Source organism: Sphingomonas sp. SKA58 (assembly GCF_000153545.1).
Lineage (GTDB): Bacteria > Pseudomonadota > Alphaproteobacteria > Sphingomonadales > Sphingomonadaceae > Sphingobium > Sphingobium soli.
Genome location: NZ_CH959306.1, coordinates 486433 through 512529, shown reverse-complemented (window position 1 = coordinate 512529; position 26097 = coordinate 486433). Strand labels below are relative to the sequence as shown.

29 protein-coding genes are annotated in these 26097 nt (G+C 65.4%); 3 read left to right on the top strand and 26 right to left on the bottom strand.

Annotated features, from left to right (window positions below; translation table 11 throughout):
* The first annotated feature begins 8 nt into the window (after positions 1-8).
* Both SKA58_RS02920 and SKA58_RS02915 read left to right on the top strand, forming a co-directional pair.
* Complete coding sequence (locus tag SKA58_RS02920) at positions 9-284, top strand: hypothetical protein (protein ID WP_037542486.1); 276 nt, start codon at positions 9-11, stop codon at positions 282-284.
* A gap of 84 nt (positions 285-368) precedes the next feature.
* Complete coding sequence (locus SKA58_RS02915) at positions 369-1061, top strand: hypothetical protein (RefSeq protein ID WP_009820852.1); 693 nt, start codon at positions 369-371, stop codon at positions 1059-1061.
* A 222-nt stretch (positions 1062-1283) separates the two neighbouring features.
* Here the strand turns inward: SKA58_RS02915 and SKA58_RS19770 are convergent, their stop codons facing one another.
* The 26 genes from SKA58_RS19770 to SKA58_RS02790 form a co-directional block, all read right to left on the bottom strand.
* Positions 1284-1598, bottom strand: coding sequence for a hypothetical protein (locus tag SKA58_RS19770; RefSeq protein ID WP_156784129.1), 315 nt, complete (start codon positions 1596-1598; stop codon positions 1284-1286).
* A 230-nt stretch (positions 1599-1828) separates the two neighbouring features.
* Complete coding sequence (gene queE / locus SKA58_RS02910) at positions 1829-2476, bottom strand: 7-carboxy-7-deazaguanine synthase (protein WP_009820850.1); 648 nt, start codon at positions 2474-2476, stop codon at positions 1829-1831.
* A 3-nt stretch (positions 2477-2479) separates the two neighbouring features.
* The gene (gene queC / locus SKA58_RS02905; protein ID WP_009820849.1) at positions 2480-3181 is read right to left on the bottom strand and encodes a 7-cyano-7-deazaguanine synthase QueC; all 702 of its coding nucleotides are present in this window, start codon (positions 3179-3181) and stop codon (positions 2480-2482) included.
* A 65-nt stretch (positions 3182-3246) separates the two neighbouring features.
* The gene (locus SKA58_RS02900; protein ID WP_009820847.1) at positions 3247-3666 is read right to left on the bottom strand and encodes a DUF3617 domain-containing protein; all 420 of its coding nucleotides are present in this window, start codon (positions 3664-3666) and stop codon (positions 3247-3249) included.
* A gap of 94 nt (positions 3667-3760) precedes the next feature.
* Positions 3761-4699, bottom strand: coding sequence for an Hsp33 family molecular chaperone HslO (hslO, locus tag SKA58_RS02895; protein ID WP_009820846.1), 939 nt, complete (start codon positions 4697-4699; stop codon positions 3761-3763).
* 93 nt (positions 4700-4792) lie between these two features.
* Positions 4793-5722: an ornithine carbamoyltransferase gene (gene argF / locus SKA58_RS02890; RefSeq protein ID WP_009820845.1), complete on the bottom strand. Its 930-nt coding sequence runs from the start codon at positions 5720-5722 to the stop codon at positions 4793-4795.
* A 115-nt stretch (positions 5723-5837) separates the two neighbouring features.
* The gene (locus SKA58_RS02885) at positions 5838-7034 is read right to left on the bottom strand and encodes an aspartate aminotransferase family protein (protein WP_009820844.1); all 1197 of its coding nucleotides are present in this window, start codon (positions 7032-7034) and stop codon (positions 5838-5840) included.
* A 191-nt stretch (positions 7035-7225) separates the two neighbouring features.
* Positions 7226-7621: a flagellar export chaperone FliS gene (locus SKA58_RS02880; protein WP_009820843.1), complete on the bottom strand. Its 396-nt coding sequence runs from the start codon at positions 7619-7621 to the stop codon at positions 7226-7228.
* Positions 7622-7640: 19 nt separating this feature from the next.
* A complete protein-coding gene (gene fliD / locus SKA58_RS02875; protein ID WP_009820842.1) occupies positions 7641-9056 on the bottom strand; it encodes a flagellar filament capping protein FliD in 1416 nt (471 codons plus the stop codon).
* A gap of 92 nt (positions 9057-9148) precedes the next feature.
* The gene (locus tag SKA58_RS02870) at positions 9149-9607 is read right to left on the bottom strand and encodes a hypothetical protein (protein WP_009820841.1); all 459 of its coding nucleotides are present in this window, start codon (positions 9605-9607) and stop codon (positions 9149-9151) included.
* Positions 9608-9732: 125 nt separating this feature from the next.
* Positions 9733-10869 carry a flagellar type III secretion system protein FlhB gene (flhB, locus tag SKA58_RS02865; protein ID WP_009820840.1) on the bottom strand — a complete coding sequence of 379 codons (1137 nt, stop codon included), beginning with the start codon at positions 10867-10869 and terminating at the stop codon, positions 9733-9735.
* Between the two features lies 1 nt (position 10870).
* Entirely contained in the window at positions 10871-11653 is a 783-nt protein-coding gene (gene fliR / locus SKA58_RS02860) for a flagellar biosynthetic protein FliR (RefSeq protein WP_009820839.1), read from the bottom strand.
* 10 nt (positions 11654-11663) lie between these two features.
* Positions 11664-11936: a flagellar biosynthesis protein FliQ gene (fliQ, locus tag SKA58_RS02855; RefSeq protein WP_009820838.1), complete on the bottom strand. Its 273-nt coding sequence runs from the start codon at positions 11934-11936 to the stop codon at positions 11664-11666.
* Between the two features lie 35 nt (positions 11937-11971).
* Positions 11972-12739, bottom strand: a complete 768-nt coding sequence (gene fliP / locus SKA58_RS02850; RefSeq protein ID WP_009820837.1) for a flagellar type III secretion system pore protein FliP — start codon at positions 12737-12739, stop codon at positions 11972-11974.
* Between the two features lie 97 nt (positions 12740-12836).
* The gene (locus SKA58_RS02845) at positions 12837-13103 is read right to left on the bottom strand and encodes a FliO/MopB family protein (protein ID WP_009820836.1); all 267 of its coding nucleotides are present in this window, start codon (positions 13101-13103) and stop codon (positions 12837-12839) included.
* Between the two features lie 87 nt (positions 13104-13190).
* On the bottom strand, positions 13191-13526 hold the full coding sequence (gene fliN, locus SKA58_RS02840) for a flagellar motor switch protein FliN (RefSeq protein ID WP_009820835.1): 336 nt from the start codon (positions 13524-13526) through the stop codon (positions 13191-13193).
* Positions 13523-14410 carry a flagellar motor switch protein FliM gene (locus tag SKA58_RS02835; RefSeq protein ID WP_009820834.1) on the bottom strand — a complete coding sequence of 296 codons (888 nt, stop codon included), beginning with the start codon at positions 14408-14410 and terminating at the stop codon, positions 13523-13525. Before SKA58_RS02835 ends, fliN begins: the two co-directional genes overlap by 4 nt.
* A gap of 55 nt (positions 14411-14465) precedes the next feature.
* Positions 14466-15086: a flagellar basal body-associated FliL family protein gene (locus SKA58_RS02830; RefSeq protein ID WP_009820833.1), complete on the bottom strand. Its 621-nt coding sequence runs from the start codon at positions 15084-15086 to the stop codon at positions 14466-14468.
* 28 nt (positions 15087-15114) lie between these two features.
* Positions 15115-18009 (bottom strand): flagellar hook-length control protein FliK, encoded by a 2895-nt coding sequence (locus SKA58_RS19085; RefSeq protein WP_009820832.1) that lies wholly within the window; start codon positions 18007-18009, stop codon positions 15115-15117.
* A 3-nt stretch (positions 18010-18012) separates the two neighbouring features.
* On the bottom strand, positions 18013-18438 hold the full coding sequence (locus SKA58_RS02820; RefSeq protein ID WP_009820831.1) for a hypothetical protein: 426 nt from the start codon (positions 18436-18438) through the stop codon (positions 18013-18015).
* Complete coding sequence (locus SKA58_RS02815; RefSeq protein WP_009820830.1) at positions 18435-19763, bottom strand: FliI/YscN family ATPase; 1329 nt, start codon at positions 19761-19763, stop codon at positions 18435-18437. The genes SKA58_RS02820 and SKA58_RS02815 overlap by 4 nt, the downstream gene beginning before the upstream one ends.
* Positions 19760-20398 carry a FliH/SctL family protein gene (locus tag SKA58_RS02810; protein ID WP_009820829.1) on the bottom strand — a complete coding sequence of 213 codons (639 nt, stop codon included), beginning with the start codon at positions 20396-20398 and terminating at the stop codon, positions 19760-19762. Before SKA58_RS02810 ends, SKA58_RS02815 begins: the two co-directional genes overlap by 4 nt.
* A complete protein-coding gene (fliG, locus tag SKA58_RS02805) occupies positions 20391-21407 on the bottom strand; it encodes a flagellar motor switch protein FliG (protein ID WP_009820828.1) in 1017 nt (338 codons plus the stop codon). Before fliG ends, SKA58_RS02810 begins: the two co-directional genes overlap by 8 nt.
* Positions 21400-23160, bottom strand: coding sequence for a flagellar basal-body MS-ring/collar protein FliF (gene fliF / locus SKA58_RS02800; protein ID WP_009820827.1), 1761 nt, complete (start codon positions 23158-23160; stop codon positions 21400-21402). The genes fliG and fliF overlap by 8 nt, the downstream gene beginning before the upstream one ends.
* A gap of 3 nt (positions 23161-23163) precedes the next feature.
* Positions 23164-23523, bottom strand: coding sequence for a flagellar hook-basal body complex protein FliE (gene fliE, locus SKA58_RS02795; protein WP_037542053.1), 360 nt, complete (start codon positions 23521-23523; stop codon positions 23164-23166).
* Positions 23524-23537: 14 nt separating this feature from the next.
* Positions 23538-24806, bottom strand: coding sequence for a sigma 54-interacting transcriptional regulator (locus SKA58_RS02790; RefSeq protein ID WP_009820825.1), 1269 nt, complete (start codon positions 24804-24806; stop codon positions 23538-23540).
* Between the two features lie 316 nt (positions 24807-25122).
* On the opposite strand from SKA58_RS02790, the gene SKA58_RS02785 reads away from it, so the two are divergent.
* Positions 25123-25938, top strand: a complete 816-nt coding sequence (locus tag SKA58_RS02785; RefSeq protein WP_037542052.1) for a flagellin N-terminal helical domain-containing protein — start codon at positions 25123-25125, stop codon at positions 25936-25938.
* Positions 25939-26097 lie beyond the last annotated feature (159 nt).

The window sequence follows — 26097 nt, the reverse complement described above, 5'->3', positions numbered from 1 at the left end:
AGACCCGGATGCGCGTGAATGCATGGATCGTCTGCACCGCCGCTCTGTTGTCGCTGACCGCCTGCGGCGGCGGCGACAAGGGCGGCAGCAATGTGCAGATGAAGGACATGGAAGTGGTGGACGGCACCGCGACAGACGCGATGACCGATCTGGACGGCGTGCAGAGCGAAGGCACAGCCATCGCTGCCCCCGGCAATGATGGCGGTGCCAATCAGAGCGCTTCCGCGAGCGACACGCCGGCCTCCGCGCCTGCTGAAGATGCCGAAGTGGTCGCGGATCAGTAATTCAGCCGCTGATCCGGGCTATATGCGCGAATGGTTATGAGTTTCAGGATGCGCCGTGCCGCATCCTTCTGGAGAGACAAGACGATGAGCTTCCGTTCCGCCCTGCGCACCAGCCTGTGCAGCCTGTCGATCGCCCTGATGCCGCTGGCGGCACAGCCGGCCGCCGCCCAATTCTACTGGTCGCCGCCCGACATGAGCGCGCCGGCCTTCACCGACAGCAATGCCGCCATCGCGCTTGGCTTGCCGGGCGCCACGGCCGACGAGATCAAGGCCGGGCTGGCGTGGAACCTGCGCGCCGCGCTCAACGTCGCGGCGCTGCAATGCCAGTTCGAACCCACGCTGCTGACGGTCGATAATTACAACGCCATGATCGCCCATCATGACGCGGAACTGGACGCGGCGCAGGCGACGCTGCTCGCCTATTTCCAGCGCACCGCCGGCAAGGGCCGCGCCGGCCAGTCGGCGGCTGACATGTATAATACCCGCATCTATTCGGGCTATTCGACGGTGCAGGCGCAAAAGGGCTTTTGCCAGGAAGCCGGCGTCGTCGGCCGCCAGGCGATCTTCGCCGATCGCGGCACGCTCGCCGACGTGGCACGCACGGGCCTCGCCTCGATCAAGAAATCGCTCATCCAGGCGGGCGAACAATATTATGGCATGCCCGGCGACGATTATGCCGTGGCCCTGCCCTCTTTCGACCCCAAATGCTGGAAAAAGGGTGTGCTGGAGCCGGTCTGCCATCAGGCCTATAATGAGAAGGTCGGGATGAAGCCGTAAGGCTGGCGAGCGGCTTGCTGGAAATTCGGGCCACGTCTTGTCATCGTCACCCCGGCCTTGAGCCGGGGTCCGGCTTCTTCCGTTCAAGAGAGCGGGATGCCGGATCTAGTCCCGCATGACGACGTGTCCGATGGTCGCCAGAACGAAACAGGATAGCGTGCGGGACAAGGTCGTATTTCGACCATTTTCGGTCGGTGAACCAAGCGTCATGGGTTCCCGGTTTTAGACGTTGTTATCGCGCTTCTGGCGTTTCAATCGCAGAAATATAAAAACCGCATACGCGATAAAATAAAAATCGAAAATTGCTAAGGCCGCACGCGCCGCCAAATAAGGCCGATGAACGCGCCCTAAAAACATATCAAAATAGCTCTGCGAAAAGAATATTTTTAGAGCGTATTCATTAACAACATCAAACGGGAAGGTAAAACTAAATAGAAATGCCGATCCGTAATAACTTGTTGCGGTCAATGACTTCCATAGGCCAAAACCTACTAGGACAGTATATACGCTGACAAGCGCGAGGATTGTCTTTTTCATTTCGCCATCGATGATTGAATGCCGATGTTTGTAGGGTAGATTCGATCTAGTTCAAGACAAAAGCTGCCTGTCCCCTACCCCCAACCCCGCCATTCCCGCCACACGAAGGGCGGCCGCTGGCCACTGCGGAACCCCTCTCCCGATCTCACGCAAGGCGCAACGCTGAAAAATGGAGCCCTGCCAACGCAGTGATGACGGGTGGGCGTGGCCCACACTGCCGGCCCCGCATCCTATCGCAGCCCCAGATATTTATGCGCCTGCACGGTCAGTCGCCATTGCGGACGATCCATGACCAGGGCGATGGCGGCGCGGGCGTTGTCGGGGGCGTGGGCGTCGTCGAGGGGCTGGATCAGATGATGAGCGAACGCCCATCGGGCCATCGCATCGACGTCCGCCAGGCTATGGCCACCGCCCGGCTGCGGCCAGACGAGCTTTAGTTCATGCCCAGATCGCTGCACCACGTCGCTGCCGGCTTTGGGACTGACGCAGATCCAGTCGATGCCGGGATGGGCGGCCAAGGTGCCGTTGCTTTCGATCGCGATGGTGAAGCCCCGATCATGCAGCGCATCGACCAGGGCGTCGTCCACCTGCAACATCGGCTCCCCGCCGGTCAGCACGATATAGCGGCCTTCCGCCCCTTCCCCCCAGAGGCCAAGCGCGGCGTCGGCCAGAGCCTCGGCATCGGCGAACTTGCCGCCGCCAAGGCCATCGGTGCCGACGAAGTCCGTATCGCAAAAGCGGCAGACGGCGCTGGCGCGATCCTGTTCGCGACCGCTCCACAAATTGCAGCCGGCAAAGCGCAGGAACACCGCGCGCCGCCCCGCCTGCACCCCTTCGCCCTGGAGCGTCAGGAACATCTCCTTGACCGCATAGCTCATCGTTTAGGCCTTGGGCGGCTGCACGGCATAGATGGTGGGATCGGGCAGGCCCGCTTCCTGATAGCCCTTGGAGCGCAACCGGCAGCTGTCGCACAGTCCGCAATGCTTGCCATCGGGCGTGGGATCATAGCAGGACCAGCTGATCCCGGCGTCCAGGCCCAGTCGATCGGCCTCGCGCGCGATGTCCGCCTTGGTCATATATTGCAGCGGGGTGTTGATGCGGATCGGATGCCCCTCCACCCCCGCCTTGGTGGCGAGCGTCGCCATCTTCTGGAAAGCGTCGATAAATTCGGGCCGGCAATCGGGATAGCCCGAGTAATCGAGCGCATTGACGCCGATGAAGATGTCGCTCGCCCCCGCGACCTCCGCCAGCCCCAGTGTCAGCGACAGGAAGATCGTGTTGCGCGCTGGCACATAGGTGACGGGGATGTCGCTGCCCACCCCACTCTTGGGCACGGCTATGTCGGCCGTCAGCGCCGATCCGCCAAAGGCGGTGAGGTCGAGCGGCAGGACGATGTGACGGATCGCGTTGAGCGCCTGCGCCACGCGCGCGGCGGCGCGCAATTCGACGCGATGGCGCTGGTTATAGTCGATCGACAGCGCGAAGAGGCGATAACCCGCCTCGCGCGCCAGCGCACCCGCCACCATCGAATCGAGACCGCCCGACAGCAGGACGACGGCAAATTTTTCTTGTCTGGCAACCATCGCGCCCCGCTACGCCTCCCGACGCACCAGCGCAAGCGGTCGCGCCTGCCGAGCCGATGCGCGGGTCAACGCTTGCAGGGGCCGAGACGACGCGCTTCGGCGTCGAAGGCAAAGGGCGCGCCATCGGCGACCCCCTGCGATCGGATCTGCACCAGGCGATCGGTTTCGACGCGCAGGTCGGTGCGGCCATTGCCCGCCGCAGCGCAATCATAGGTGATCGATACGGCCTTCGCGCCGTCATCGACCGTGAACGCCGGACAGAGGCGCGGGCCATGCTGCAACTGGAGCAATTGGCGCAGGTCGCTGACGCAGATGCGGCGCGTATGGGCGTCCTCGCCGCGTTCGCGCACTTCCCACTGTCCGGTATCGAGCGCACGCAAAGCCTGGGCCGACGGTGCGTCCCGCCCGCTTTTCTCCACGCCGTGCGCCGCACTTGCCGCGCCGATCAGCGCGATCGCGACGCCCAATATGCGCGCTGCTGCCATGGTCGATCCGCCTTTTCATTCGTCGCAAAAAGATGATGCGGAACCATTGCCGGACAATTGCGGCAATTTCATAGCGCAAACGGAACGGCTGGCCTCAATTCGCGGCAGAGGCCGATGCCGGCGAATCCGTGTCGAAGCTGTCGAGCGCCAGGGGGAAGATGCGCGAGCAAAAGGCGCAATCGACGCCGATCACACCATCATCGCCCGCCATTTCCGCGCGTTCGTCGGCGGGGAAGCGGCCGATCACGTCGCGGATATGCGCCAGATCGCACCGGCACCCCTTGGCGAGCGGCGCGCCTTCGCTCACGCGCACTTCCTCTTCCTCATGGAACAGGCGCCACAGGATATCGGTCAGCGGTAAGGCCGGGTCAGTCAGTTCGTCGGGCCGCAGCGTGTCGGCCAGCACCTGCACATGCTCCCATTCGGGATGATCATGGCGCACATGCAGCCTTTCGCGCCCGACCTCGCCCTCTGGCAGATGCTGGAGCAGCAGACCGGCGGCAACGCAGCCCTCACCCGCATCATGGCGGGTCGCGATGCGGATCAGGCTGGGTATCTGTTCGGACTGGAAGAAATAATGCTCCGCCGCATCGGCCAGCGATTCGCCCTCCAGCGGCACGATGCCCTGATAGCGCTCGCCGGTTTCTGCAAGGTCGAAAGTGATGGCAAGGAAACCCTTGCCAAACAGTCCGAACAGCGACGGGTCCGGCCCCAGTTCGGCCAGCCGTTCCGAATCGAACTTGGCATAACCGCGCAGGTCGCCATCCTTGTAATCGGCCACCAGCAGGCTGATGACCCCATTGTCGGTCTGCGCCTGGAGCGTCAGCTGGCCCCCTTCCTCCTTGAGCGTGCTGCCGAGCAAGGCGGCCAGCACAAGCGCGGAGGCTAGCGTGCGCTCGATCGCGGGCGGGTAGGCATGGGCGGCGAGCACCGCGTCCAGCACGGGACCCAGGCGCACCAGACGGCCGCGCGCATGGCGCTGCGTGATGGTGAATCCAACGGCTTGGTCGAGGGTGGCGGCAGGCGTCAACATGATACTCCGGCAGCCGGCGGAGATACGCCGGCCAAAGATTTCAGCATCCAGCGATGCCGGCAGGTTGCCTAGATAGGAAGCCTGCCCGAAATCTCAACCAAGCCGACCCAGCGCCCAGAGCAGCACCGATTTCTGGCCATGAATGCGGTTTTCCGCCTCGTCCCAGATCAGTGATTGCGGCCCGTCGATCACCGCCTCCACCACTTCCTCGCCACGGTGGGCAGGCAGGCAGTGGAGGAATTTCGCATCGGGCTTGGCCTGGCGCATCAGGTCGGGTGTGACCTGAAATGGCATCATCGCCGCCAGCTTTTCGTCGGCATGCGCCTGACCCATGGAAATCCAGGTATCGGTGACGATGATGTCCGCGCCGGCCACGGCCTCGGCCGCGTCCCGCGTCAGCATGATGGCCGATCCCGCCGCGCGCGCCGCTTCGGCAAAGCCGGGATCGGGGTCATAGCCATGGGGAATCCCCATGCGCACATCGAATTTCAGCAGCCCGGCCGCCTCGACAATGGAATGCAGCACATTGTTGCCATCGCCCAGCCACGCCCATTGGCTGCCGGGAAGCGCCAGGCCATGTTCCACCACGGTCAGCAGGTCCGCGACAATCTGGCAGGGGTGCGACAGGTCGGTGAGGCCGTTGATGACCGGGACCGTCGCATAATGCGCCATTTCCTCGACCTTGGCATGATCGTCGGTGCGGATCATGATGGCGTCGACCATGCGGGACAGCACGCGGGCTGTATCCGCAATGCTTTCGCCGCGGCCCAGCTGGCTGGTCGCGCCATCCAGGATCAGTGAGGTGCCGCCCAATTGGCGGATCGCCATGTCGAAGCTGACGCGGGTGCGGGTGCTGTTCTTTTCAAAGATCATCGCCAGCGTATGGCCGGCGAGCGGCGCGTCGGCATCGGCCGCGCCCTTGGGCTTGCCCGCCCGCGCGGCCTTCCGGTCGATGGCGTCGGCAATCATCGCGGCGATCGCATCACCGCCTGCGTCGGAGAGATTGAGAAAATGCTTGGTCATGGGTTTCCCCTCTACTCCCCTCCCGTTCGGTTCGAGTAGCCTTCGAGCTTGTCAAGAAGGCGTATCGAGAACAGTTCCCGACAAGCTCGAACCGAACGGGGTTGGAGAAATTATGTCAGGCTGCCTTCGCCTCCTTGAAGCTCCGCGCGCCGGCGGAAATCTTCTCGATGGCTTCGGCGATGTGGCTTTCCTCGATCACGAGGGGCGGCAGGATGCGCAGCACATTCTGACCCGCCGACACGGCGAGCAGCCCGTGATGATCGCGCAGATGCCCAACAAAGGCACGCGCATCATAGGCGTCCTTCATCCTGACGCCCAGCATCAGGCCCATGCCGCGCACATCCGCAAACATATCGTCATGATTGGGGATGAGCTGCTCCAGCGCCGCGCGCAGGCGCGCGCCCATGGTCTTCACATGGTCGAGGAAACCGTCGGCCAGCACTTCGTCCAGCACGGTAAGGCCCACCGCCATGGCGAGCGGATTGCCGCCATAGGTAGATCCGTGGGTGCCGAACACCATGCCCTTGGCTGCTTCTTCGGTCGCCAGGCACGCGCCGAGCGGAAAGCCGCCGCCAATGCCCTTCGCCACGGCCATGATGTCGGGCGCGACGCCATATTGCTCATGCGCGAAGAAGGTGCCGGTGCGGGCATAGCCGCACTGGACTTCGTCGAGGATGAGCAGCAGCCCCCGTTCGTCGCAAAGCTGGCGCAAGCCCTTGAGGAAGTCCTGCGTCGCGGGGGTCACGCCGCCTTCGCCCTGCACCGGCTCCAGCAGGAAGCCGGCGGTATTGTCGTCCACCGCGGCGGTCGCGGCCTCAAGGTCGTTGAAGGGCACGACCTGGAAACCGGGCAGCAGGGGTTCGAAGCCGTCGCGCATCTTGGGCTGGCTGGTGGCCGAAATCGTGCCCAGCGTCCGCCCGTGAAAGGCGTTGTCGAAACTGATGATCTTGTGCCGGTGCGCCTCGCCATTGGCAAAATGATAGCGGCGCGCGGTCTTGATGGCGCATTCGACCGCTTCCGCGCCCGAATTGGTGAAGAAGACGGTATCGGCGAATGTGTTATCGACCAGCTTCTGCGCGAACTCCTCCCCCAGCGGCATGCCATAGAGGTTGGATGTGTGCATCAGGGTCGCGGCCTGATCGGCGATCGTCTTGACCAGCCGGGGATGGCCATGACCCAGAAGATTGACGGCAATGCCGCTGGCGAAATCAAGATAACGCTCGCCGCGCTCGCCGATCAGATAGCAGCCCTCGCCTCGCACCGGACGCACATCGCACCGGGGGTAAACGGGCATGAGCGGCTTAATCGACATGGGCCTTACCTTTCTGGACTGATGTCTAAATCGTCAGATGCGCGGGGTTGCGCGAAACGCAAAAAGGCGGCCCCGCCGGACCGCCCTCGTGCGAGCAACGCCTATACAGACGCCAATGAAGGGGTGCAACCCCGCCTCCATGGCCAGTGGCGCGACGCTGGCCCTGACCCGCCTTGGCCTTGGCGCTGGCCTTAGCCGATCTGGTTCCAGGCCTCGGCGATTTCCGCAACGATCGCGCGCGCTTCATCAACCGGCGCGGCGGAGCGCTCCTTGGCCCCGACCAATAGCAGACGGCGCGCCTCACGATAGATTTGCGCCAGACCCGTGGCGACGTCGCCGCCCTTGTCAAAATCCAGGCTGGATTCCAGCGCAAACAGGATCGACATAGCGCGGGCCTGCTTGTCAGACACCTTCATCCGGTCGCCATTGCGTTCGGCAAGCGCCGCAGCGTCGAGCGCCAGCAGCAGTTCGTCGAACAGGATCTTGACCAGCCCGTGCGGGGTCGCCCCTTCAGTGCGGCTGCCCGAATGCACCGCTGCATAACGCCGCGCCGCCGAATTGCCTGCATAGCCCTGATTGTAGAACATCGTAGTCTTCCGTCCCGAATTAGTTGTCGCTGTTGTTCCAGACCTTGATCTGCTGTTCGAGGTAGCTTTGCGTCGCCTTAAGCGCGCTGAGGCGTGTTTCCATCGCCGCGTAAACCTTGGTCAGATGCTCCTGATAATTGGTCATCTGATCATCAAGCTTGCTCAGCTGCTCGGTAAAGTCCTCGGCCAGCGCCCCATAGCGCTCCTGCGCCAGCTTGAGCGGGCCGTCATCTTTCTCGATAGAGTCGCGCACGCTGTCCATCAGGCTGGCGAGCCCCGGATTGGCGGCGGTCGACACCTTGGGGTTGACCATGTTGGTCACGCCTTCGGGATCCGCTTCCATGGCTTTTGCGAGCATGTCGGTGTCGAGGCTGAGCGTGCCGTCGCGATTGGTGGCGACGCCGATATCCGCCAGCGTCTTGTAGGTGCCGGTGCTGCCGAGCGGGGTCGAGGTGATGGCGGCAAGCTGGCGCTTCATGTCGCGCACGCCCGACACGCCGTTCAAGACCCCTGCGCTCGACGAATCCGCGCCCGTCGCGGTCGCGGTGTTGAGCGCGGTCATCAGCGTATTATAGGCGCTGACAAATTCCTTGAGCAGATCGGACAGGCCGGCCGTCGGCTGCGTCATCGACAGGGTGACGGTGGTGCCGGGCGACGCCTTGTTAAGGTCGATCCGCAGATAGTCGATCGCACCGTCGACGGTGTTGCTGGCATATTCATAGGCGACGCCATCCAGCGTGATCTTGGCGTTCTGCGGCGCCGACGTGCTGGACATGGTGGCGCTGTCCGCGCCGCTCCAGCCCAGGCCCGCGAGCACGCTGCCGCTATCATCGGCGCTGGTGCTGACGGAAAAATCATTGGCCGCGCCGGTTTCCCCCTTGAACACCAGCCGCGTGCCGTTGGTATCGGTCACGACGCGCGCGGTTACGCCGGTTCCCGCAGCGTTGATCGCTGAGGCGAGGCCGGCAAAGCTGTTGTTGCTGGAATCGATGGTGATGGTCGTCGCTTCGCCCGCCGCGTTGGTGATGGTGAAGCTACCGGTGCCGACCGCGCTGCTGCCGGTCGCGCCGGCGGTGGCGGTGGAGGACAGGACACGGGCTGTCGCCAACTGGTCGACGATGAGCTGCGCGGGAAGACCCGCCGGGCTTCCGCCGCTCAGCAGAGTGACCGACGCGATGCTGCTGTCGTTGGAGGCGGCGGTGCCGGTATAGGCCGCGCCCGAGAGGACTTCTGTGAGCGCGTCGGCGAAGGTATCGAGCGAGCTCACTGCCGACGCCAGCGCGGAAATCCGTGAACTGTTAAGCGACTGACGGCTGGTGATCGCCGATTCCTTCGGGTCGCGCGTCGCGCTGACCAGGCTGGACACGAGCGAGGAGGTGTCGATCCCCGATCCCGCGCCGAGCGCTGTCAAGATGCTGCTGCCTACCGAAGTCATTGGGCCGTCCTTTCAAGAGGGTAGAACGGCGGTAGCGGGAAGACCTTTAGGAAAGATTTGCAGCAGGCATGACCCGGCCCGCGACCGGCCGCTTATCCTGCGGAAACCGCGACCTGCTCGACCGTTGCGCGCTGCAGATGCGCCTGGCCGGCATGGGCATGGGCGGCGCGCGCGACGATGCGCCTGGCGACATCGGCGGCATGTTCCACCGCCTCCTTGCTGGCGGGCGGCAGGGGGACCAGCACCATGGGCTTGGGGATCATCGCCTGCACCGCATCCTGCGCACGCGCAAGGTCGGTCGACCCGGCGTCGAGGTCGGCCAGGATTTCGGCGATGCGCGCATGGACCTCGACATATTCAGCAAGGCTGGCCAGTTCCTCCTGGCTGCTCCCGGCCACATCGGGCTGCGGCAGGGCGCTTCGCTTTTCCTGCGCCATCGCGTCGTTGGTCCGGCGAGCGGACACTGACTGGATGGCGGGCACGGGCGAAGATGCGCGGACGACCGCGCGATCGACCGGCGACAATTCAGTTCGCGATACAAAATCGTCCATGACGCACCATCCTTACGGGTCCCCGTGAACAGAGAACGGACCGGGGTCCTGATGCTTTAGGGCGTTCAGCGAAAAAATTCGTCGCTCGATAAAAAGGACTGCAAAGGCGACATTTGCAGCGCGTGTCAGAGCTTGCGCCCGTCCGCGTCGAAGCGCAGGTCGTCGGGCACGGTGATGAAGGGGCGGTCCATTTCGCCCGCCATCTTGTTTTCCACGCGGAAGACGAAGGCGAGGACGGTCGCCACCGCCATATACAGGCCTTCATTCACGATCTGCCCCGCGCGGCTGGTAAAATAGATGGCGCGCGCCAGTTCGGGATATTGCAGCACGGTGACGCCATGCGTGTCGGCAAGGTCGCGGATCGAGGCGGCGATGGCGTCGCACCCTTTGGCGACGACCACGGGCGCGGCGTCCTGCCCCGGCTTGTAGCGCAGCGCGACCGCGAAATGGGTGGGGTTGGTGATGATGACGCTGGCTTCAGCGACGGCCTTGCGGGTGGAGCCGCTCAGCACTTCGAACTGGCGGCGGCGGATATGCCCTTTGAGCTCGGGCGAGCCTTCGCTTTCCTTATGCTCGTCCTTCACTTCCTGCTTGCTCATGCCCAGCCGCTTGGCGCGCTGCATGATCTGGGCAGGCACGTCGATGCCCGCGATCAGGAACAGACCGCCCGCCATGACCAGGCAGGTGAAGATGAAAATATTGCCAACGTCGGCGATGGCCGGCGCGATGCCCGCCTTGCCCAGGCCCGTAATCTCGGTCAGCCTGTCCCAGATCAGCCAGACGCCGATGCTGCCGAGGAGGCCGACCTTGGCGATGGACTTCAGCAATTCGATCAGCCCCTGCATCCCGAAAATGCGCTTGAGGCCGGACAGAGGATTGAGCTTTTCGGGCTTGGGCGCGAAGGCGCCGGGCCGGAAGCCCAGCGACCCCAGCAGCGCGGGCGCGGCGATGGCGGCCAGGAAGGTAGCGAGCATGACGCCCGCCACCGGCAGCGCGATACTGGCGAGCAGGTCGAGTCCACGCTTGGCCGGGGAAAAGTCGACAATATCCTCGCGCCGGATGCGCAGCGCCTCCACCAGCATGTCGCGCAGCGCGTCGATCAGCGACGGGCCGATGACCGCCAGGCAGCCGATACCGGCCATGACGACCAGCGCCGTGCCCAGTTCGCGCGATTGGAGGATGTCGCCCTTCTTGGCGGCGTCCTGCAACTTCTTGGGTGTCGGCTTTTCAGTCTTTTCGCCGCCCTCGCTGCCGCCGGCCATGTCAGCGGCCCTCCGCGATGTGGCCGGCTTGCGTCAGCCCTGCCTTCAAGGCGGCGGTCATACCTTCGGCCATGATCGGCGCGGCGATGGCGAGCAGGATCAGGCCCGCCATCATCGCCATCGGCATGCCGACCGCGAACAGGTTGAGCGAAGGCGCCGCGCGCGACAGTATGCCCATGACGATCTGCACCAGCACCAGCGCAAAACCGACAGGCAGCGCGACGGTCACCCCCATGCCCAGCAGCGACCCGCCAAATTCGATGAGCCGCCAGATGGTGTCATTGGCCAATATGCCGCTGCTGGGCGGAATGGCGACATAGCTTTGCACGACGAAGCTGGCGAGCAGCAGATGGCCGTCCATGCCCAGCAGCAGGAAGGTGGCGAGGATCGAGAGGAACTGGCCCAGCACCTGCGTCCCCTGCCCCGATGACGGATCGACCATGGCGGCGAAGTTGAGGCCCATGGCGTTGCCGATCGTTTCCCCCGCGACGAAAGCGGCGGCATAGCCGATCTGGACCGCGAACCCCATGGCGAGGCCGGCCAGCACCTCGCCCGCGACCATCAACACACCCTGGAAGCTGGCGACACCATCGGGCGGAAGCTGGATTGTGACGCTGTTGAGCGCGGCCAGGCCCAGCGCGAGCGCCAGGATCAGGCGCAGCTGAAGCGGGACGGCGGGCGCGCCGAACACGGGCGCGGCGATGAAGGCGGCGCCCGGCCGGATCATCGCGATCAGCCAGACCCATAGCTGGGTTTCGACGCCCGCGAAGCCCGGCGCGATCATCGCGCGCCCCTCATTGCAGCAGGTCCGGGATGCGTTCGAAGATTTCGCGCGTGAAATCGGCGACCAGCACCATGATCGACCCGCCAAACAACACCAGCATCGCGCCCACGACGATCAGCTTGGGAATGAAGCTGAGCGTCTGCTCGTTGATGGAGGTCGCCGCCTGGATCATCCCGATGATGAGGCCTGATATCAGTGCCGGAATGAGAATGGGCGCAGCGGCAAGCGCCGTGATCCACAGCGCCTGCTGCGCAAGGCCCAAGAAGAAATCGGCGTTTTCCATCCCCTATCGCTCTTCAACCATTCGGTGCGTTGCGCTCATGTCGCGAACGATCCCGCCAGCGACCCCATGGTCAGCGCCCAGCCATCGACCAGCACGAACAGCAACAGCTTGAAGGGCATGGAAATGATGGTGGGCGACAGCATCATCATGCCCAGCGCCATCAGTGTCGATGCCACCACCAGGTCGATGATGAGGAAGGGCAGGAAGATCATGAAACCGATCTGAAACGCGGTCTTCAATTCGCTGGTAACGAAGGCCGGCAGCAGGATCGAAAAGGGAATGTCGGCGGGCGTTCGGAAGGCGGGGGCCTGCGCCAGATTGGCAAACAGCTTCAAATCGCTTTCGCGCGTCTGCTTGCTCATGAAGCCGTGCAGCACCTTGGCCGATCGGCCAACCGCTTCCTCGATGCTGATCTGCCCCTTGCCATAGGGATCGAAGGCCTGCGCGTTAATGGTGTCGATCGCGGGCCGCATAACGAACAGCGACAGGAACAGCGCCAGCCCCACCAGCACCTGATTGGGCGGCGTCTGCTGCAAGCCCAGCGCCTGGCGCAGCAGCGAGAGGACGATGATGATGCGGGTGAAGCTGGTCATCATGAGCACGAGCGACGGCAGCACCGTCAGCAGGCTCATGAGGATCAGGATTTGCAGGGATAGCGAGAGCGACCGGCCATCGCCCGACACCTGCCCCAGCGCACGGGTCAGCGCGCCGCCATTGTCGACCGGCGGCGCTGCCGCGGGAGCGGCCTGGGCGAAGGCGGGAACGGCGAAGAGGAACAGGGCCAGAAACACAAAGACCGTCATTCCCGCGAAAGCGGCAATCCATTTTGGGCCATTATATCCGGCCGCCACCGTCGGAAGATGGGTCCCTGCTTTCGCGGGGATGATGGGTAAGGGCTGGTCAGCGCAAACGGGCATGATCGCCTTCCGCGATCTTTTCGATGCGGCCGCGCGTTACCGCGACGAGGATCTTCTTGCCCTCAAATTCCACCACGGCGAGCTTGCCGAACGTGCCCATCGGCAGCGCTTCGAGCAGCTTGAGCGAGCGATCGCCCTGCCCCGCGCCGATCATGCCGGGCTGATATTTGCGCCACAGCCACAATGCGCCGAACGCCATGCCGCCCACCAGCGGCAGCAGGATCAGCAACTTGACGAAATACCAGACCATATCGAGCCGCCCGCTATCATGGTTAACCCCGCCAGTGCGATCCGCAGTTTCGCGGGCAAAGGCAAGGGCAAATTGGCCAGCGTGCGATCAGCCGCGCCGTTCGATCCCGGCAAGCCGGTTTTCGGTCGCCGCAATATCGACGATGCGGATGCCATAGCGCCCGTTCACCGTCACCACCTCGCCCTTGGCGATCAGCGCGCCGTTGACCATGATGTCGAGCAGGTCGTCGGCCTGGCGATCCAGTTCCACGATGGAGCCTTCGGCCAGGTCCATGACTTCGGCCAGGCGCAGCGATGTCGACCCCACCTCCACCGACATGCGCACCGGAATGTCGGCCAGCAGCTTGAACTGGCGGTTATTGGTCATCTTGCTCACCGGGTCTTCGGGCCGCTCCATCCGGGGGGCTTCGCTCATGTCGCTCATTGGTCGGTTTCCTGTGCAAGCTTTTCGATCTGGAAGGCGGCGCGGCCATCCTGTTCACCGATCGTGCCATGGGCAACGATGCGGTTTCCAACGATCAGCGGCAGCGCGCGGCCGATCGTCACGGGGATTACATCACCAACCTTGAGTTCCATCAGGTCGGCGAGCGAGAGATTGGGGCGGGCCAGCACCGTGCGGGCCGGCAGGCGGATGTCGCGCATGCGCCGCGCGATGCGTCCCTGCCACACCGGATCGGCCTGGTCATCATCGGCGGGAACCTTGGCGCCGGTCAGCGCCTCGACCGCGCGCAGGGCGGACAGGGGGAACAGCAGGTCGATCGGCCATTCCTGATCGCGCGTCAGCGTGACGACGAAGCGTTGCAGCACCATCTGGTCGGCAGGTTGGGCGGCGGCGGCATAGCCCACACCCGTTTCGCGCAGGATCAGCGACGCGTCGAGCGGCAGGACATCGGCCCAGCTTTCGACCATCCGCACCATCAATGTTTCGGAAATCCGCGCGATCAGGCGGTCTTCGGTCGGCGTGAATTCACCGCGCACGGGCAGCGGACGGTTGCCGATGCCGCCATAGAAGCAATCGACCAGCGTCGATATCATGCCTGCGTCCAGCCGCAGCAGCATCTGCCCCTTGAGCGGCAGGATGCGATAGAGCGAAATGCTGGTAAAGGAGGGGACTTGCGCGCTCCAGGCGGCGAAGTCCAATACGCGGGCGTCTTGCGCCTGCACATTGGGGCGCACGCCCGCAATCGGTTCGATCAGCGCGCGAATGCGCCGGCCGAGCTTGTCGCCCAGCCGGTCCAGCCCGGACAGCATCACGGGCGCCTGCAATTCCCCGCGCCCGAAGGCGAAGGATTGAACGTCGGTCGTCATCTTGGTCCCCTGCCCGCATCAGGTCAGGGGACATCCCGACCCTCTTCAGGCGCCCCTATTGAATAACGAAATTGGTAAAATAAACGTTATCAACGCCGCCATAGCCGGTTTTCTGCTTCAAAATATCGTTGATGATCGTCCTGATCTTGCCTTGCAGCATCTGCTTGCCCTTGGGGGTGTCCAACACCTCCTGCGGCTGCTGGGCGAGCATCATCAGCACCTGGCTGCGGATCGCCATTTCATGCGTCTTGATCGCATCGATGACGCGCATGTCATAATAGGTCGATACCGCGACCGAAATCTGGGCGAAGGCGTCGGTATCGCTCATGTTGGAGGTGAAGGGCGCCTGCAACTGGAAATAGGTCGCCTGATAGGCGGCCGGATTGGCCGGGGTAGGCAGGTCGATGCCCTTGCCATGCGGCATGGCGTGGAGAGCACCGGCTTCCCCATGCGGGGCGGCATGGGCCTTGGCAATGTCTTCCGCGCTTTCGCCGGCCAGCACCAGCACGGGCTTGTTGGGGTCCTCCTTGGGGCCTTCCTCCTTCGCGCCGAAGAAGCCGGCAGCATAAAGACCGCCCGCCGCGCCCGCACCGCCGACGATGACGCCGACGACCAGCAGCAGGATCATCTTCATGCCCCCGCCCTTTTTCTTCTTCGCCTTGGGTTCGTCGCTCATGCTCTAGGTCCCCTGGGATGGGCGCGGATCACGCATAGCGCGCGCGCACTGTGTCGCGGGCGCTGTTGCCCGCCTCCTCAGAGTCCATAACGACCGGACCGTCCCCATTTTTATGCAGCTGCGCGATATTTTCGCGACCCTGCCGGCCCTGCATCTGCGATTGGCCCGATCCCTGCCCCTGGGCCTGCCAATGGCCGGCGGACGGCTGCTGCTGTGGATCGGATTGCGAACCATTCTGGTTCGCGGCGTTATCGGCACGAGCCGGTTCGGTGATATGCGCGGACCGCTCCACCCGCACGTCATGAATGCGCCCGGCGGCAAAGGCGGGGTCCCGTTTCAACTGGTCGCTATCCTGGCGCAACGCCAGTTCAGCCGCTTCGCTGGCGACGGTCAAGCTCACCGCCACGCCGTCCGCGCCCTGGCGAATGTCGACCTGAACGGGGCCAAGCTGGTCAGCGTTGATCTGGAACCGGCCCTGCGCGCCATTGGCCGATAGGCCGGCAATGTCACGCGCCAGCCCGTCGATCCATTGGCCCGAAACGCCCATATCGACCATCTGCGCGCCAAGGCTGGCGGACAGGTCGCTGACGGGCATGGCGAGCGGTGCGATCTGAGCCGTCGCTTGCGGCGCGGGAGTCAGAAGCGGTGCGGTCGCGGCGCTCGCCGGCACAGACGCTGCCGCTGGCGCGGCGGATGGGGCATCGGTCATCGGCGCGGCCGCGCTGTCGCCCCGTGGCTCGGCAACCTGCGGGGCGCGGCCGATCATCTGGTCGCGCACCAGCTGGAGCAAGGAAACGGCCTCCGCCCGAACCCGCTGGACCATGGGCCGCGCGACGTCGGACACCATGTCCGGCGGCGTTACGACCGCATCATCCTGGGCCGCGGCGGGCTGATCGGCCGCTGCCTGCGCCGCCATGGCCGGGGTCGTCGGGAAACCCGTCACGACGGCACCGCGCCCGGCACTAGCTGGAGTTGCCGGTTCCGCTGGCACGGGTGGACTAACGATCTCACTCGGCGCAAGGACCGGAGGCGGCTCCCGCACTGCGGATGGGGTGGATGCCTCGGCCGGCGTTGCAGGGGCCGACACGGATGGTGCGGCACTCCGAGCTACAGCAGCCCCGGATCCAGCCGCATGAAGGGCCGGCGCTGGCGGGGCCTCGGCTGGCGGGATGTCTGAGGGCGGCGTCCTTATCGCGACGGATGGCGCGGCCGGCCCATCGGCCGAAGCGGCCATCATGGCGGGCCGTGGCATGACGGAACCGACGGAAGGCGCAGCGGACGCGTCCTTAATCGCGCGCTCGTCCGCACCCTCGCGCGCGACAGGCATCGGCGCCGCGGCCAAGGCCGGGTCAAAAGCTGACGCGGCCGTGGCGTGCCCGACCGGCGCGCGCGCGGTCGGAGCGGCCGTCACAGGCTCGCTCCTGTTCGGTGTTTGCGCGACGGCGGGATGTGGCTGATCGACCGGCAGCATCGGGTCTGTGACAAGGGCTTCGGCACCTGCGGACACAGAAGGCCGAATCTGAGGCGCTACGCCGGCCAACGGTATTGGCTGGACCGCATGGGTGGCCTTGGCCGGTTGCGGGACCGGCGATGGCGGGTATGCCGCGTCGGCAGGGGCGACGCTGCGTGCGCCCGCATCGACAGGAGCGCTGATCGCGGCCGCCTGCGGTTCAGCCGAAGGGGGTGCCATTGGTGGCGCTGGGACAGCCCTGTTTTCGACCGGCACCGTTGACGACGCGACAGGCGCATGATCGGACGCCACGGGATGATCGGCCATCGGCACGGCCGGGTCGATGGGCGCGGCAATGGGCTGCGGCGGGAGGCCCGCGCTCTGGGGTGACATAGTCGTGGCGATGTTCGGGGCACCCGCATCGACCGGCGCGGCATCGGGCTGCGGCGGGGACGGATGCGATGGCATGGCGGGCTGCAACAGGCTGGTGGCAGGCGCGACCGGCGCAGCGGCAACAGGCGAAGGCGCGCTGTCAGCGACGGGGGCCGGGGACACCGGCACGGGAATCGGCATCGCCAAGGCGGAAACCGAAATCGGGGCGTCTTCGGCCCGATCCGCGCGCGTCTTCGCTTTCGGAGCGTCCGGTTGCGCCGCTTGTTCGTCTTCGCCGCCTTCCGCAGGAACCACCGGCGTCTCCGCACGCTCCGCTTCGTTCGGCACGACGGGCTTCGCGACGCTGTTGTCCATCGGGGCCAGCATGGCAGCTTCGGGCGCGGCGGACGCGACCGCCATGGCTTGGCCCTCCTGGGTCAGGTTCGCAACCGGCGGCTCCGACGGTCCCATGTCGGCCGGTGCCGCGATCGCTGGAGAAGGCGATGGCCCATCCCGATCCGCGACAGGCTGCAACGGGTCAGCCACGTCCTCCCCCGGCCCGGCGAGGGACGGACCCGGTCGGCCCAGCGCGACGGTTGGCGATTCGTCCTGACCTGCCGTGGGGAGCCGCACAACCGCAGGCGATCCTTCCGGCACGTCAGTGGACGCATGGGGCCGTTTCAGCAGCTCTGGATCAGCGCCGTCCGCATCCGGGACGCGCGAGGGCTGAGCCGTTGCCGGGCCGGCTGTCGGCGCCGCCTCGATCGGTGCGGGCACTGCCCCCTGCCCCGGCATCGGCTCGAGCGCCGGTTGCGCCCCGGCGTCGCCTTGTACCAAGGGAGCAGGCACGGCGGAGCCCGCCGGCGCCATCGCCTTATCGCCACCATGCGAATATTCTTGTCCGACGAGGGTTGCCGACGTCCGGGCGGCAAAGGCTGCGACATCGTCCGCCGCCGGAGGGCTGGCAGGCTTATCTGCCTGCGCTGCGCCCAGAAATTGCGCAAAATCCGCGCTGCGTTCGGCCGGCAGGGCGATGGCTTGCGCTCCGCCAGGCGCGACCGTGGGAAACAGCAGAGCCTTGAGGCTGGTCAACATGGTCATGGCTCACTGTCCCTCGTTGCGCTGCATCCGCCGATAGCGCGGCAAAGCGGCAAGCTTGTTCTCCTGCCACTCCTCCATGGTCGCGCGGGCGCGGTCCTTGAGGCGGCTGGCAATTTCCTTCTCGCGGTTCGCTGCAAGAGTCATGCCTTCTTTGGCCTCGACATTGCGGCGCGCGTCATAGAGCGCGCCATCGAGCTGGCGACTGGCCTGTTCCAGGCGCGTCGCAAGTTCCTGCATCGCGGCGAAGGACGCGCCATTGGCCATCCCCTGCGTGTCGAACAATTCGTCGCGTACGGCACGCAGCCGCTCCAGATTATGGGCGATGCCATTGGCCTCGTCCCGCGCCCGCGCGGTTTCGGCGACCGCCATCGAATGCTGGACCGCACGCACGCGCAGCACGCGATGGCGGCGATTGACCAGCCCCTTCACGCGCCAAAGCCGGCGATGAGCGCAGCGGCGCTGGTGTCGAGGTCGATGCGGCTTTTCTGATCCTGCCGGATGAAGTCGAGGATTTCCTGCCGGCGCTTGACCGCTTCGTCGATCACCGGGTCATTGCCGGGACGATAGGCGCCCATCAGGATAAGATCGCGATTTTCCTCATAGGCGGCCCACAGACGGCGATAGCCGGCGGCGGCCTGGCGATGGTCGTCGGGGACGACGTCCGCCATGACGCGCGACAGGGACTTGCCGATGTCGATGGCGGGGAAGATCGCCTGTTCCGACAATTGGCGCGACAGCACGAAATGCCCGTCGACAATGGCGCGGGCGGCATCGACGATTGGATCGTCGGTGTCGTCGCCATCGGCCAGTACGGTGTAGAGCGCGGTGATCGACCCGCCGGTGCGCGCGTCGACGCCGGCGCGCTCGACAAGCCGGGGAATGAGCGCGAGCGCCGAGGGCGGATAGCCCTTCATCGCCGGCGGCTCACCCAGCGCCAGCCCGATTTCGCGCTGGGCATGGGCGCAGCGGGTCAGGCTGTCGATCAGCAGCAGCACCTTCTTGCCACGGGCGCGGAAATATTCGGCGATGGCGGTCGCGCGGGCGGCAGCGCGCAGCCGCAGCACCGGCGGATGATCGGCCGGCACGGCGACGACGATCGACTTGTGCATCGCGTTCTTGAGCTTGGTTTCCAGGAAGTCGCTGACTTCGCGCCCGCGTTCGCCAATCAGGCCCGTGACGACGATGTCGGCTTCCGCGCCGGCGATCATCTGGCCCATCAGCACCGACTTGCCGACGCCAGACCCGGCGATGATGGCGATGCGCTGGCCGCGCCCGGCGGTGAGCAAGGCGTTGACCGCGCGCACGCCCAGGTCAAAGGGTTCGGTGACGCGGCCGCGATCGAGGACATTGCCCTTGACGCCATTGAGCGGCCAGGTGCCGCCCGTGATGATCGGCCCCTTGCGGTCCAGCGGCTGGCCCATGGCGTCGATGACGCGGCCGATCAGTCCGTCGCCAACCTGCACCATATTCGCCTGGCTGTCCGGTTCGACGCGAATGCCGTTTTCCAGCGGCGCGTCGGCGTCGAGCGGCACCAGCAGGGTGCGATCGCCGCGAAAGCCGACGACTTCGGCGCGGCAGACCGACCCATCGCTCGCCAGCACCCGCGCGCCCGACCCGATCGGGCGGCGGAAACCGGTGACTTCCAGCATGCCCGCATCATGGCTGACCAACCGGCCGACATGGCGCGGGGCGCGGTTCTGCACCTGCAAATGATCGAACAGATGTTCCGCCTGACGCAGCGCTGCCTGGATCATGATTTGCCTTCCATGTCATCCATCAGCGCGCGCAGGCGCGACAGGCGCACGTCCGGGCCATCCTCGACCCAGCCGTCCGCGGTTTCCAGCCGCACGCAACCGCGCTGCATGCTCTTGTCGGCGACCATCGGCACGCCGATCGTCTCGCCTTCCAGCAGCGAAACGTCGTCAGGATGCAGGTGCAGCGCGCTTTTGTCCTGATTGCTTTCGATGAAGGCCGCGACCGTGTCGCACCGGTCGACCAGCCGCTCCAGATCGATCTCCACCTCGCCGACAATCTGTTCGACGAGGCGCACGACGGTTGCGGACAACATGGTCGACAACATGCCGCTGGGCGCGGGCGCGAGCAGGTCCAGCGCCTCGGCCAGGCGCGCGCGCGCATCGGCATCGGCGGCATTGGCCTCGGCGGTGACGCGGCAGCCTTCGTCGAAGCCCAGCGTGAAAGCCTCCATACGAGCTTCCTCGACCAGGTCGATTTCCGGCTCTACCTCGACCACCGCGCCGCGCATCGCGGCGGTCAGCTGGCCCGCAGGCGCGGTGTAAAGGCTGCGAAAGCCGCCTTCGGCCGGGCGGAAGCCGGCGACCGTGACCGGCGCGACGTCCCGAATTGCGTCGGCACCCCAAATCCTAGACAAAATCGTTGCCCTTTCCACCGAGCATGATGGTGCCAGCGTCCGCCATGCGGCGTGCGGTCGCGATGATGAGTTTCTGCGCGTCGATCACTTCGGCCAGGCGGATGGGGCCGCGTTCCTCGATCTCGTCGGCGATCGCCTGCGCCGCGCGGGCGGACATGCAGCTGAAAATCTTGCCCTTGAGCAGGTCGTTCGCACCCTTGAGCGCGACCACCAGCACCGTGCTGTCGATGGTGCGCATCAGCGTGCCCAGATTCTTGTCGTCCATGTCGATGAGGTTGTCGAAGACGAACATCTCCTCCTCGATCGTTTGGGCGATCATCTTGTCACGCTTGGCGACGGCCTTCATGATCCGCTGTTCATTATCCTTGCGAACATTGTTCATGATCGCGGCTGCTTCGACCGTGCCACCGCGCTGCGACGCCGCGCCCTGCTTGGAGGCCGGGCCGCGCAGCAGCAGCTGCTCCAGATCTTCCAGCGCCTCGTTCGACACGGGGCCGAGCGTGGCGATACGATAGACGATTTCCTCCTGATATTCGGACGGCAGCAATTGCAGCACGTCGGCCGCGACCGGCGCCTCCAGATGCGCCAGCACGATCGCCATGATCTGGGGATGCTCCATTTCGATGAGCACCGCGATTTCCTTGGCGTCCATCCATTTGAGCATTTCCAGCTGGGTGGAGCGGGTCGGCGGCGTAATGCGCGCCAGGATGGTTTCCGCGCGCTCCTCGCCCAGCGCCTTGGTCATCGCGCCGCGGATATGGCGAGTCGCGCCATAGCCGATGGTGGTGCGCTTCTTGGCCTTGGTGACGAAATGGTCCAGCGCCTCGTTCACTTCCTCCGGGTCGACATCCTGCACGTCATACATGGCATAGCCAAGCTGGCGCACTTCGTCGGGTTCCAGGCGGGAAAGGATCTGCGCGGCTTCATCCTCGTTGAACAGCATCAGCAGGACGGCGGCGGCGGCGCTGCCCTTGAGCGCCTCGGGACGGCCGGGGACGATCTCAGGCATTTTCCTTTTCCTTCTTCGCGTCCTTCAGCAGATCGCGCACCACCAGGGCGGCGCGATCCGGGTCCTGCTTCACGAAGTTGCGAATGAGGTCGGCGCGCTGCGCATAGTCATAGGTGGACGAAATCATGTCGAGCGTCACCGGGGCGGACGGGTCGGCCGGATTGGCGACCGCCTGCTTGGTGAGTTCGGTCGAGATCGCCTGGCCGATCACCTGCTTCTGTTCGGCGCGTTCCGCAGCCGCAGCCTCCTGCGCGGCGGCGCGGCGTTTGAGCAGCGGGCGGCCGATGCCGAAGATCACCAGCAGCGCAACCAGCAAGGCCGACACGTTGCGCGCCAGCGGCGCGATCCAGTCCGCTTCATACCAAGGCGTTTCAGCGGTCGCTTCCTTGACGAAGCTGCGCGAGGAGAGCGCGACCACGTCGCCACGGGTCTGGTCGAAACCGACCGCGCCCTTCACCAATGCTTCCAGCGCGGCGATTTCCTGCGGCGAACGGGGCTTGCCGTCCGGGCCATTGTCCAGCGCGACCGCGACCGACAGCCGCTTGACCGTGCCGGTGGCGTCGCGGACGACGGACACTTCGCGGCCCAATTCGAAATTGCGGTTGAATGTTTCCTCGGTCTTCATCAGCGGATCGGCGGGCGTGCCGGGACCCTGCGCCTGCGCCGTCTGGCCCTGCGTCACCGCCTGGCCATTGGGGTTGGTCTGCGTGACCGTGGGGTCGACGGGCGCCTGGTTGCTGAGCGCGCCGGGGATGCCGCTCGCCTCGCCCTTGCCCTGCCCGCGCGGGTCGGACGCCCAGCTGCCCGCTTCGCTGCGCAGCCGCGCTTCGTCCTGCGGATAGGTTTCGCGGGTCGCCTGGCGTTCGGCGAAATTCAGTTCGGCATGGACTTCGGTTGAAAAATTGCCGTCGCCCAAAATGGGCGTCAGCAGCGCGATCACCGACTGGCGATAGCGATCCTCGATCTTGCCCTGCATCGCCAGCTGGCGGTCATCGCCCGCATTGCCGTCATTGTCGGTCAGCAACCGGCCATTCTGGTCGACCAGCGAAATATCGTCCGGGCTGAGTTCAGGGATGGAGGACGCGACCAGATGGACGATCGCGCTCACCTGCTGCTGGGTCAGTTGCCGGCCCTGCGCCAGGCGCAGCATCACCGATGCCGACGGCTTGGTGCGTTCGCGCAGGAACACGCTGGGTGGTTCGACGGCCAGATGCACCTTGGCGGTTTCGACGCTGTCGATCGCCTCGATCGTGCGAGCGAGGTCCATTTCGCGGGCCGAGCGCAGCTTTTCGCCCTCGACCGCGCGGCTGGCGCCCATCGGCAGGCTGTCGATCATGCTGTTGCCGTCGGGCGCACTCTTGGGCAGGCCCTGGGCGGCGAGCATCATCTTCGCCTTGAAATAATCATCTTCCGCGACCGTCATCGCGCCCGAATTGTCGAAGTCGTAGCGCACGCCATTCTGGTCCAGAACCTGCGCGACGGCCGACTTGTCGGAATCGGGCAGGCCCCGGAACAGGTCGCGCTGCGGCGGCTCGCGGAGCGCGAGCCAGGCCGCGCCGGCGACCGCGACGGTGCCAATGAGGCCCAGCAGCGGCAGGCTTTTCGCCACGGCAGGCTGTTTCATGAAGCCGGTGACGCGCGCCTTGATCGCGTCCATACCCTTGGCGCCATTGCCGCCAAAGCCGGTGGTCGCCCCTGCGGGCAGAGCGGGCGCTGCGGCGCCGACGGCGGTGGAAAGTGCGTTCTCGCTCATCGATTATACCGGCATGCTCATAATGTCCTTGTAGGCGGACAGGAGTTTGTTGCGGACTTGCAGGGTCGCTTCGAAGCTGACCGACGCCTGTTGCTTGGCCAGCATGACGCCGGCGATGTCGGTGGTTTCGCCACGCTCGAACGAGGCGGCGGCCTCACCGGCCTGCGTTTGCAAGCCATTGACCTGTTGCAGCGCGCTGCTCAGCGCCTCGGTAAAGGCGCCGGGCTTGCTATCCTGAACGCCGCCAGCCGCGCCCGCGCCCGTAGCAGGGCCGGTCTGGGCGATATCGCGCAGCGCGGCGTTCTTTTGCAGGATGGCGTTGCGGATCGCCATCACGCTGTCCGTGGGGGAAATGCCGTTCATGTCACGCGCTCCTGTCAGGCGGCGGCAAGGTCACGCATCTCGGCGAGCCGATAGCGCAGGGTGCGTTCCGAAATGCCCAGCTTGCGCGCGGCGGCGGCACGGTGGCCGTCGGTTTCGCGCAGCGCCAGCCGCACCGCTTCCAGCTTGGAATGGCGGGTCAGGTCGCGCAGCAGGATCGGTTCGGCAGCGCTCATCGGCGCGGCAGTGCCGGCAACGACGCGCAGCGGCTGCGGCGCGCCGGCCATGTGCAGGTCGTCGGCGTCGATCCGATCGCCCTCGCGCAGCACCAGCGCGCGCTGGAGCACATTGCCCAGTTCACGGGCATTGCCGGGCCAGCCATGGGCGGCCAGTTTGTCGAGCGCGGCGGCGGTCGGCCAGACGAAGCCAGCCTTTGCGCCGTCCTGCTGGCGCAACAGCATGGCGGCGGCGATCGCGGCGATGTCGCCCCGGCGTTCGGCCAGCGGGCGCAGTTCCAGCGCCATGACATTGAGGCGCCAGTAAAGATCTTCGCGGAAGCGCCCGGCGGCGACTTCGGCGGCGAGGTTGCGGTTGCATGCGGCGATGATGCGGACATTGACCGGCACCGGATGCGTCGCGCCCACGGGCAACACTTCGCCTTCCTGCAAGGCGCGCAGCAGCTTGGCCTGGAGCGCCAGCGGCAGCTCGGCGATTTCATCGAGGAACAGCGTGCCGCCATCGGCCGCCAGGAACAGGCCTTCGGACGATTGGGCCGCGCCGGTGAAGCTGCCCTTCTTGTGCCCGAACAGCATCGCTTCCATCATGGTTTCGGGCAACGCCGCGCAGTTGACGGCGATGAAGTCATGCGCGGTGCGGCCGGACCGGGCATGAAGGAAGCGCGCCATGCCTTCCTTGCCGGTGCCGGTGTCGCCCTGGATGAGCACGGTGGCGTCGCTGCGCGCGACCCGGGCGGCGAGCGACATGAGATGCGCGCTGGCGGCATCGCCCACGGCCGGAACCGATACGGGCCGCGCGAGTTCAGCGATCAGGGCAAAGGCAAAGCCCATGTCCTCAAGGCCGAAGGCGACACGCGCCGGCAAGCCATTGGCGGCAGCTACCAGCGATGGCGCGCCGTCGATCAGGCTGATCAGGATGTCGCGATGCGTTGCGTGACCGATCTCGGTCGCCAGCAGCACCCGGCGGCTGTCCTTTTCACGCGGGCTTTGCGCATCGACGATACGGACGCTGTAGAAAGCATTTTCGAGCCAGTGCTGCAGCCCGGGAACGAGCGCGCAGACCCCACGGCTCACGTCAAGCGATGACATGAACTTTTCCCACCTATTTGTCTGGCTTGTGCCCCCGCACGCCCCAGTCCCTTCGATGGTTAACTTTTACCCGTTCCGTGGTTATCAGATGGTTAACACGGCAAGTTTGTTGCCGCTTGCCGGCAAATAATTTCCGCCGCTGCCGCCGCTTGCAGGCTCTAGATTATCGCGCGCGCGTAAAAAGCCCTGAAAACCGGCCGATTCCAGAAAAATCGCATATAGCCCTAAAAGCCTCCGAAGCCCTGCCGTTATCCCCTTTCGAGGCCGCAAGCAGCCTGATGGCAGCGACCTGATCGACACACGGAAAGGGAATATCATGACTGTTATCGGAACCAACACCGCAGCGCTGCGCTCGGCCAACGCTTCCTCGATGGCCAGCAAGTCGCTGAGCACCGCCATGGAGCGCCTGTCGACCGGCAAGCGCATCAACAGCGCCAAGGACGACGCCGCCGGCCTCGCCATCGCTTCGTCGATGACCGCACAGATCAAGGGCATGACCCAGGGCGTGCGCAACGCCAATGACGGCATCAGCCTGGCGCAGACGGCCGAAGGCGGCCTGGGCGAAGTCAGCAACATGCTGCAGCGTATGCGTGAACTGACGGTTCAGGCGCTGAACGGCACCAACGACGCCGACGCCAAGAGCAACATCCAAGCGGAAATTTCGCAGCTCGCCACCCAGATCACCGACACGCTGGCGAACACCGAATTCAACGGCACCAAGCTGTTCGACGGTTCGACCGCCACGGTCAGCATCCAGGCTGGCGCGAACGCCGCCGACACGGTCGACATCGACCTGGACGACGTCGCTGGCAACGCCGACGTGACCGCAGCGCTCGCCGTCGATGCCACCACGGCGACGACCGCTGACCTCGCCACCTTCGACGATGCGCTCAAGGCGATCGCGACGACCCGTGCGAACCTGGGTGCGGTGCAGAACCGCCTCGAATCGACGGTCAACAACCTGACCAACAACATTACCAGCCTGACCGATGCGAAGAGCCGCATCGAAGACGCCGACTTCTCGGCCGAAACGACCGCTCTCGCCAAGCAGCAGATCCTGAGCCAGGCGTCGACCGCGATGCTGGCCCAGGCAAACCAGAGCCAGCAGGGCGTGCTCAAGCTGATCGGCTAAGACTGACGAAATTGGACGGCTGAGGCCTTGGTCACCGCCAGCCGTCCAATGGAGCTTCCGGCGCATCAACAGTCCCCACCGCGCCGGCGGCGACACCTTCGATCGAACGACCTCCCTGTTTGAAGCCTCCGTCCCCCCGGGCGGAGGCTTCTTCGTTTC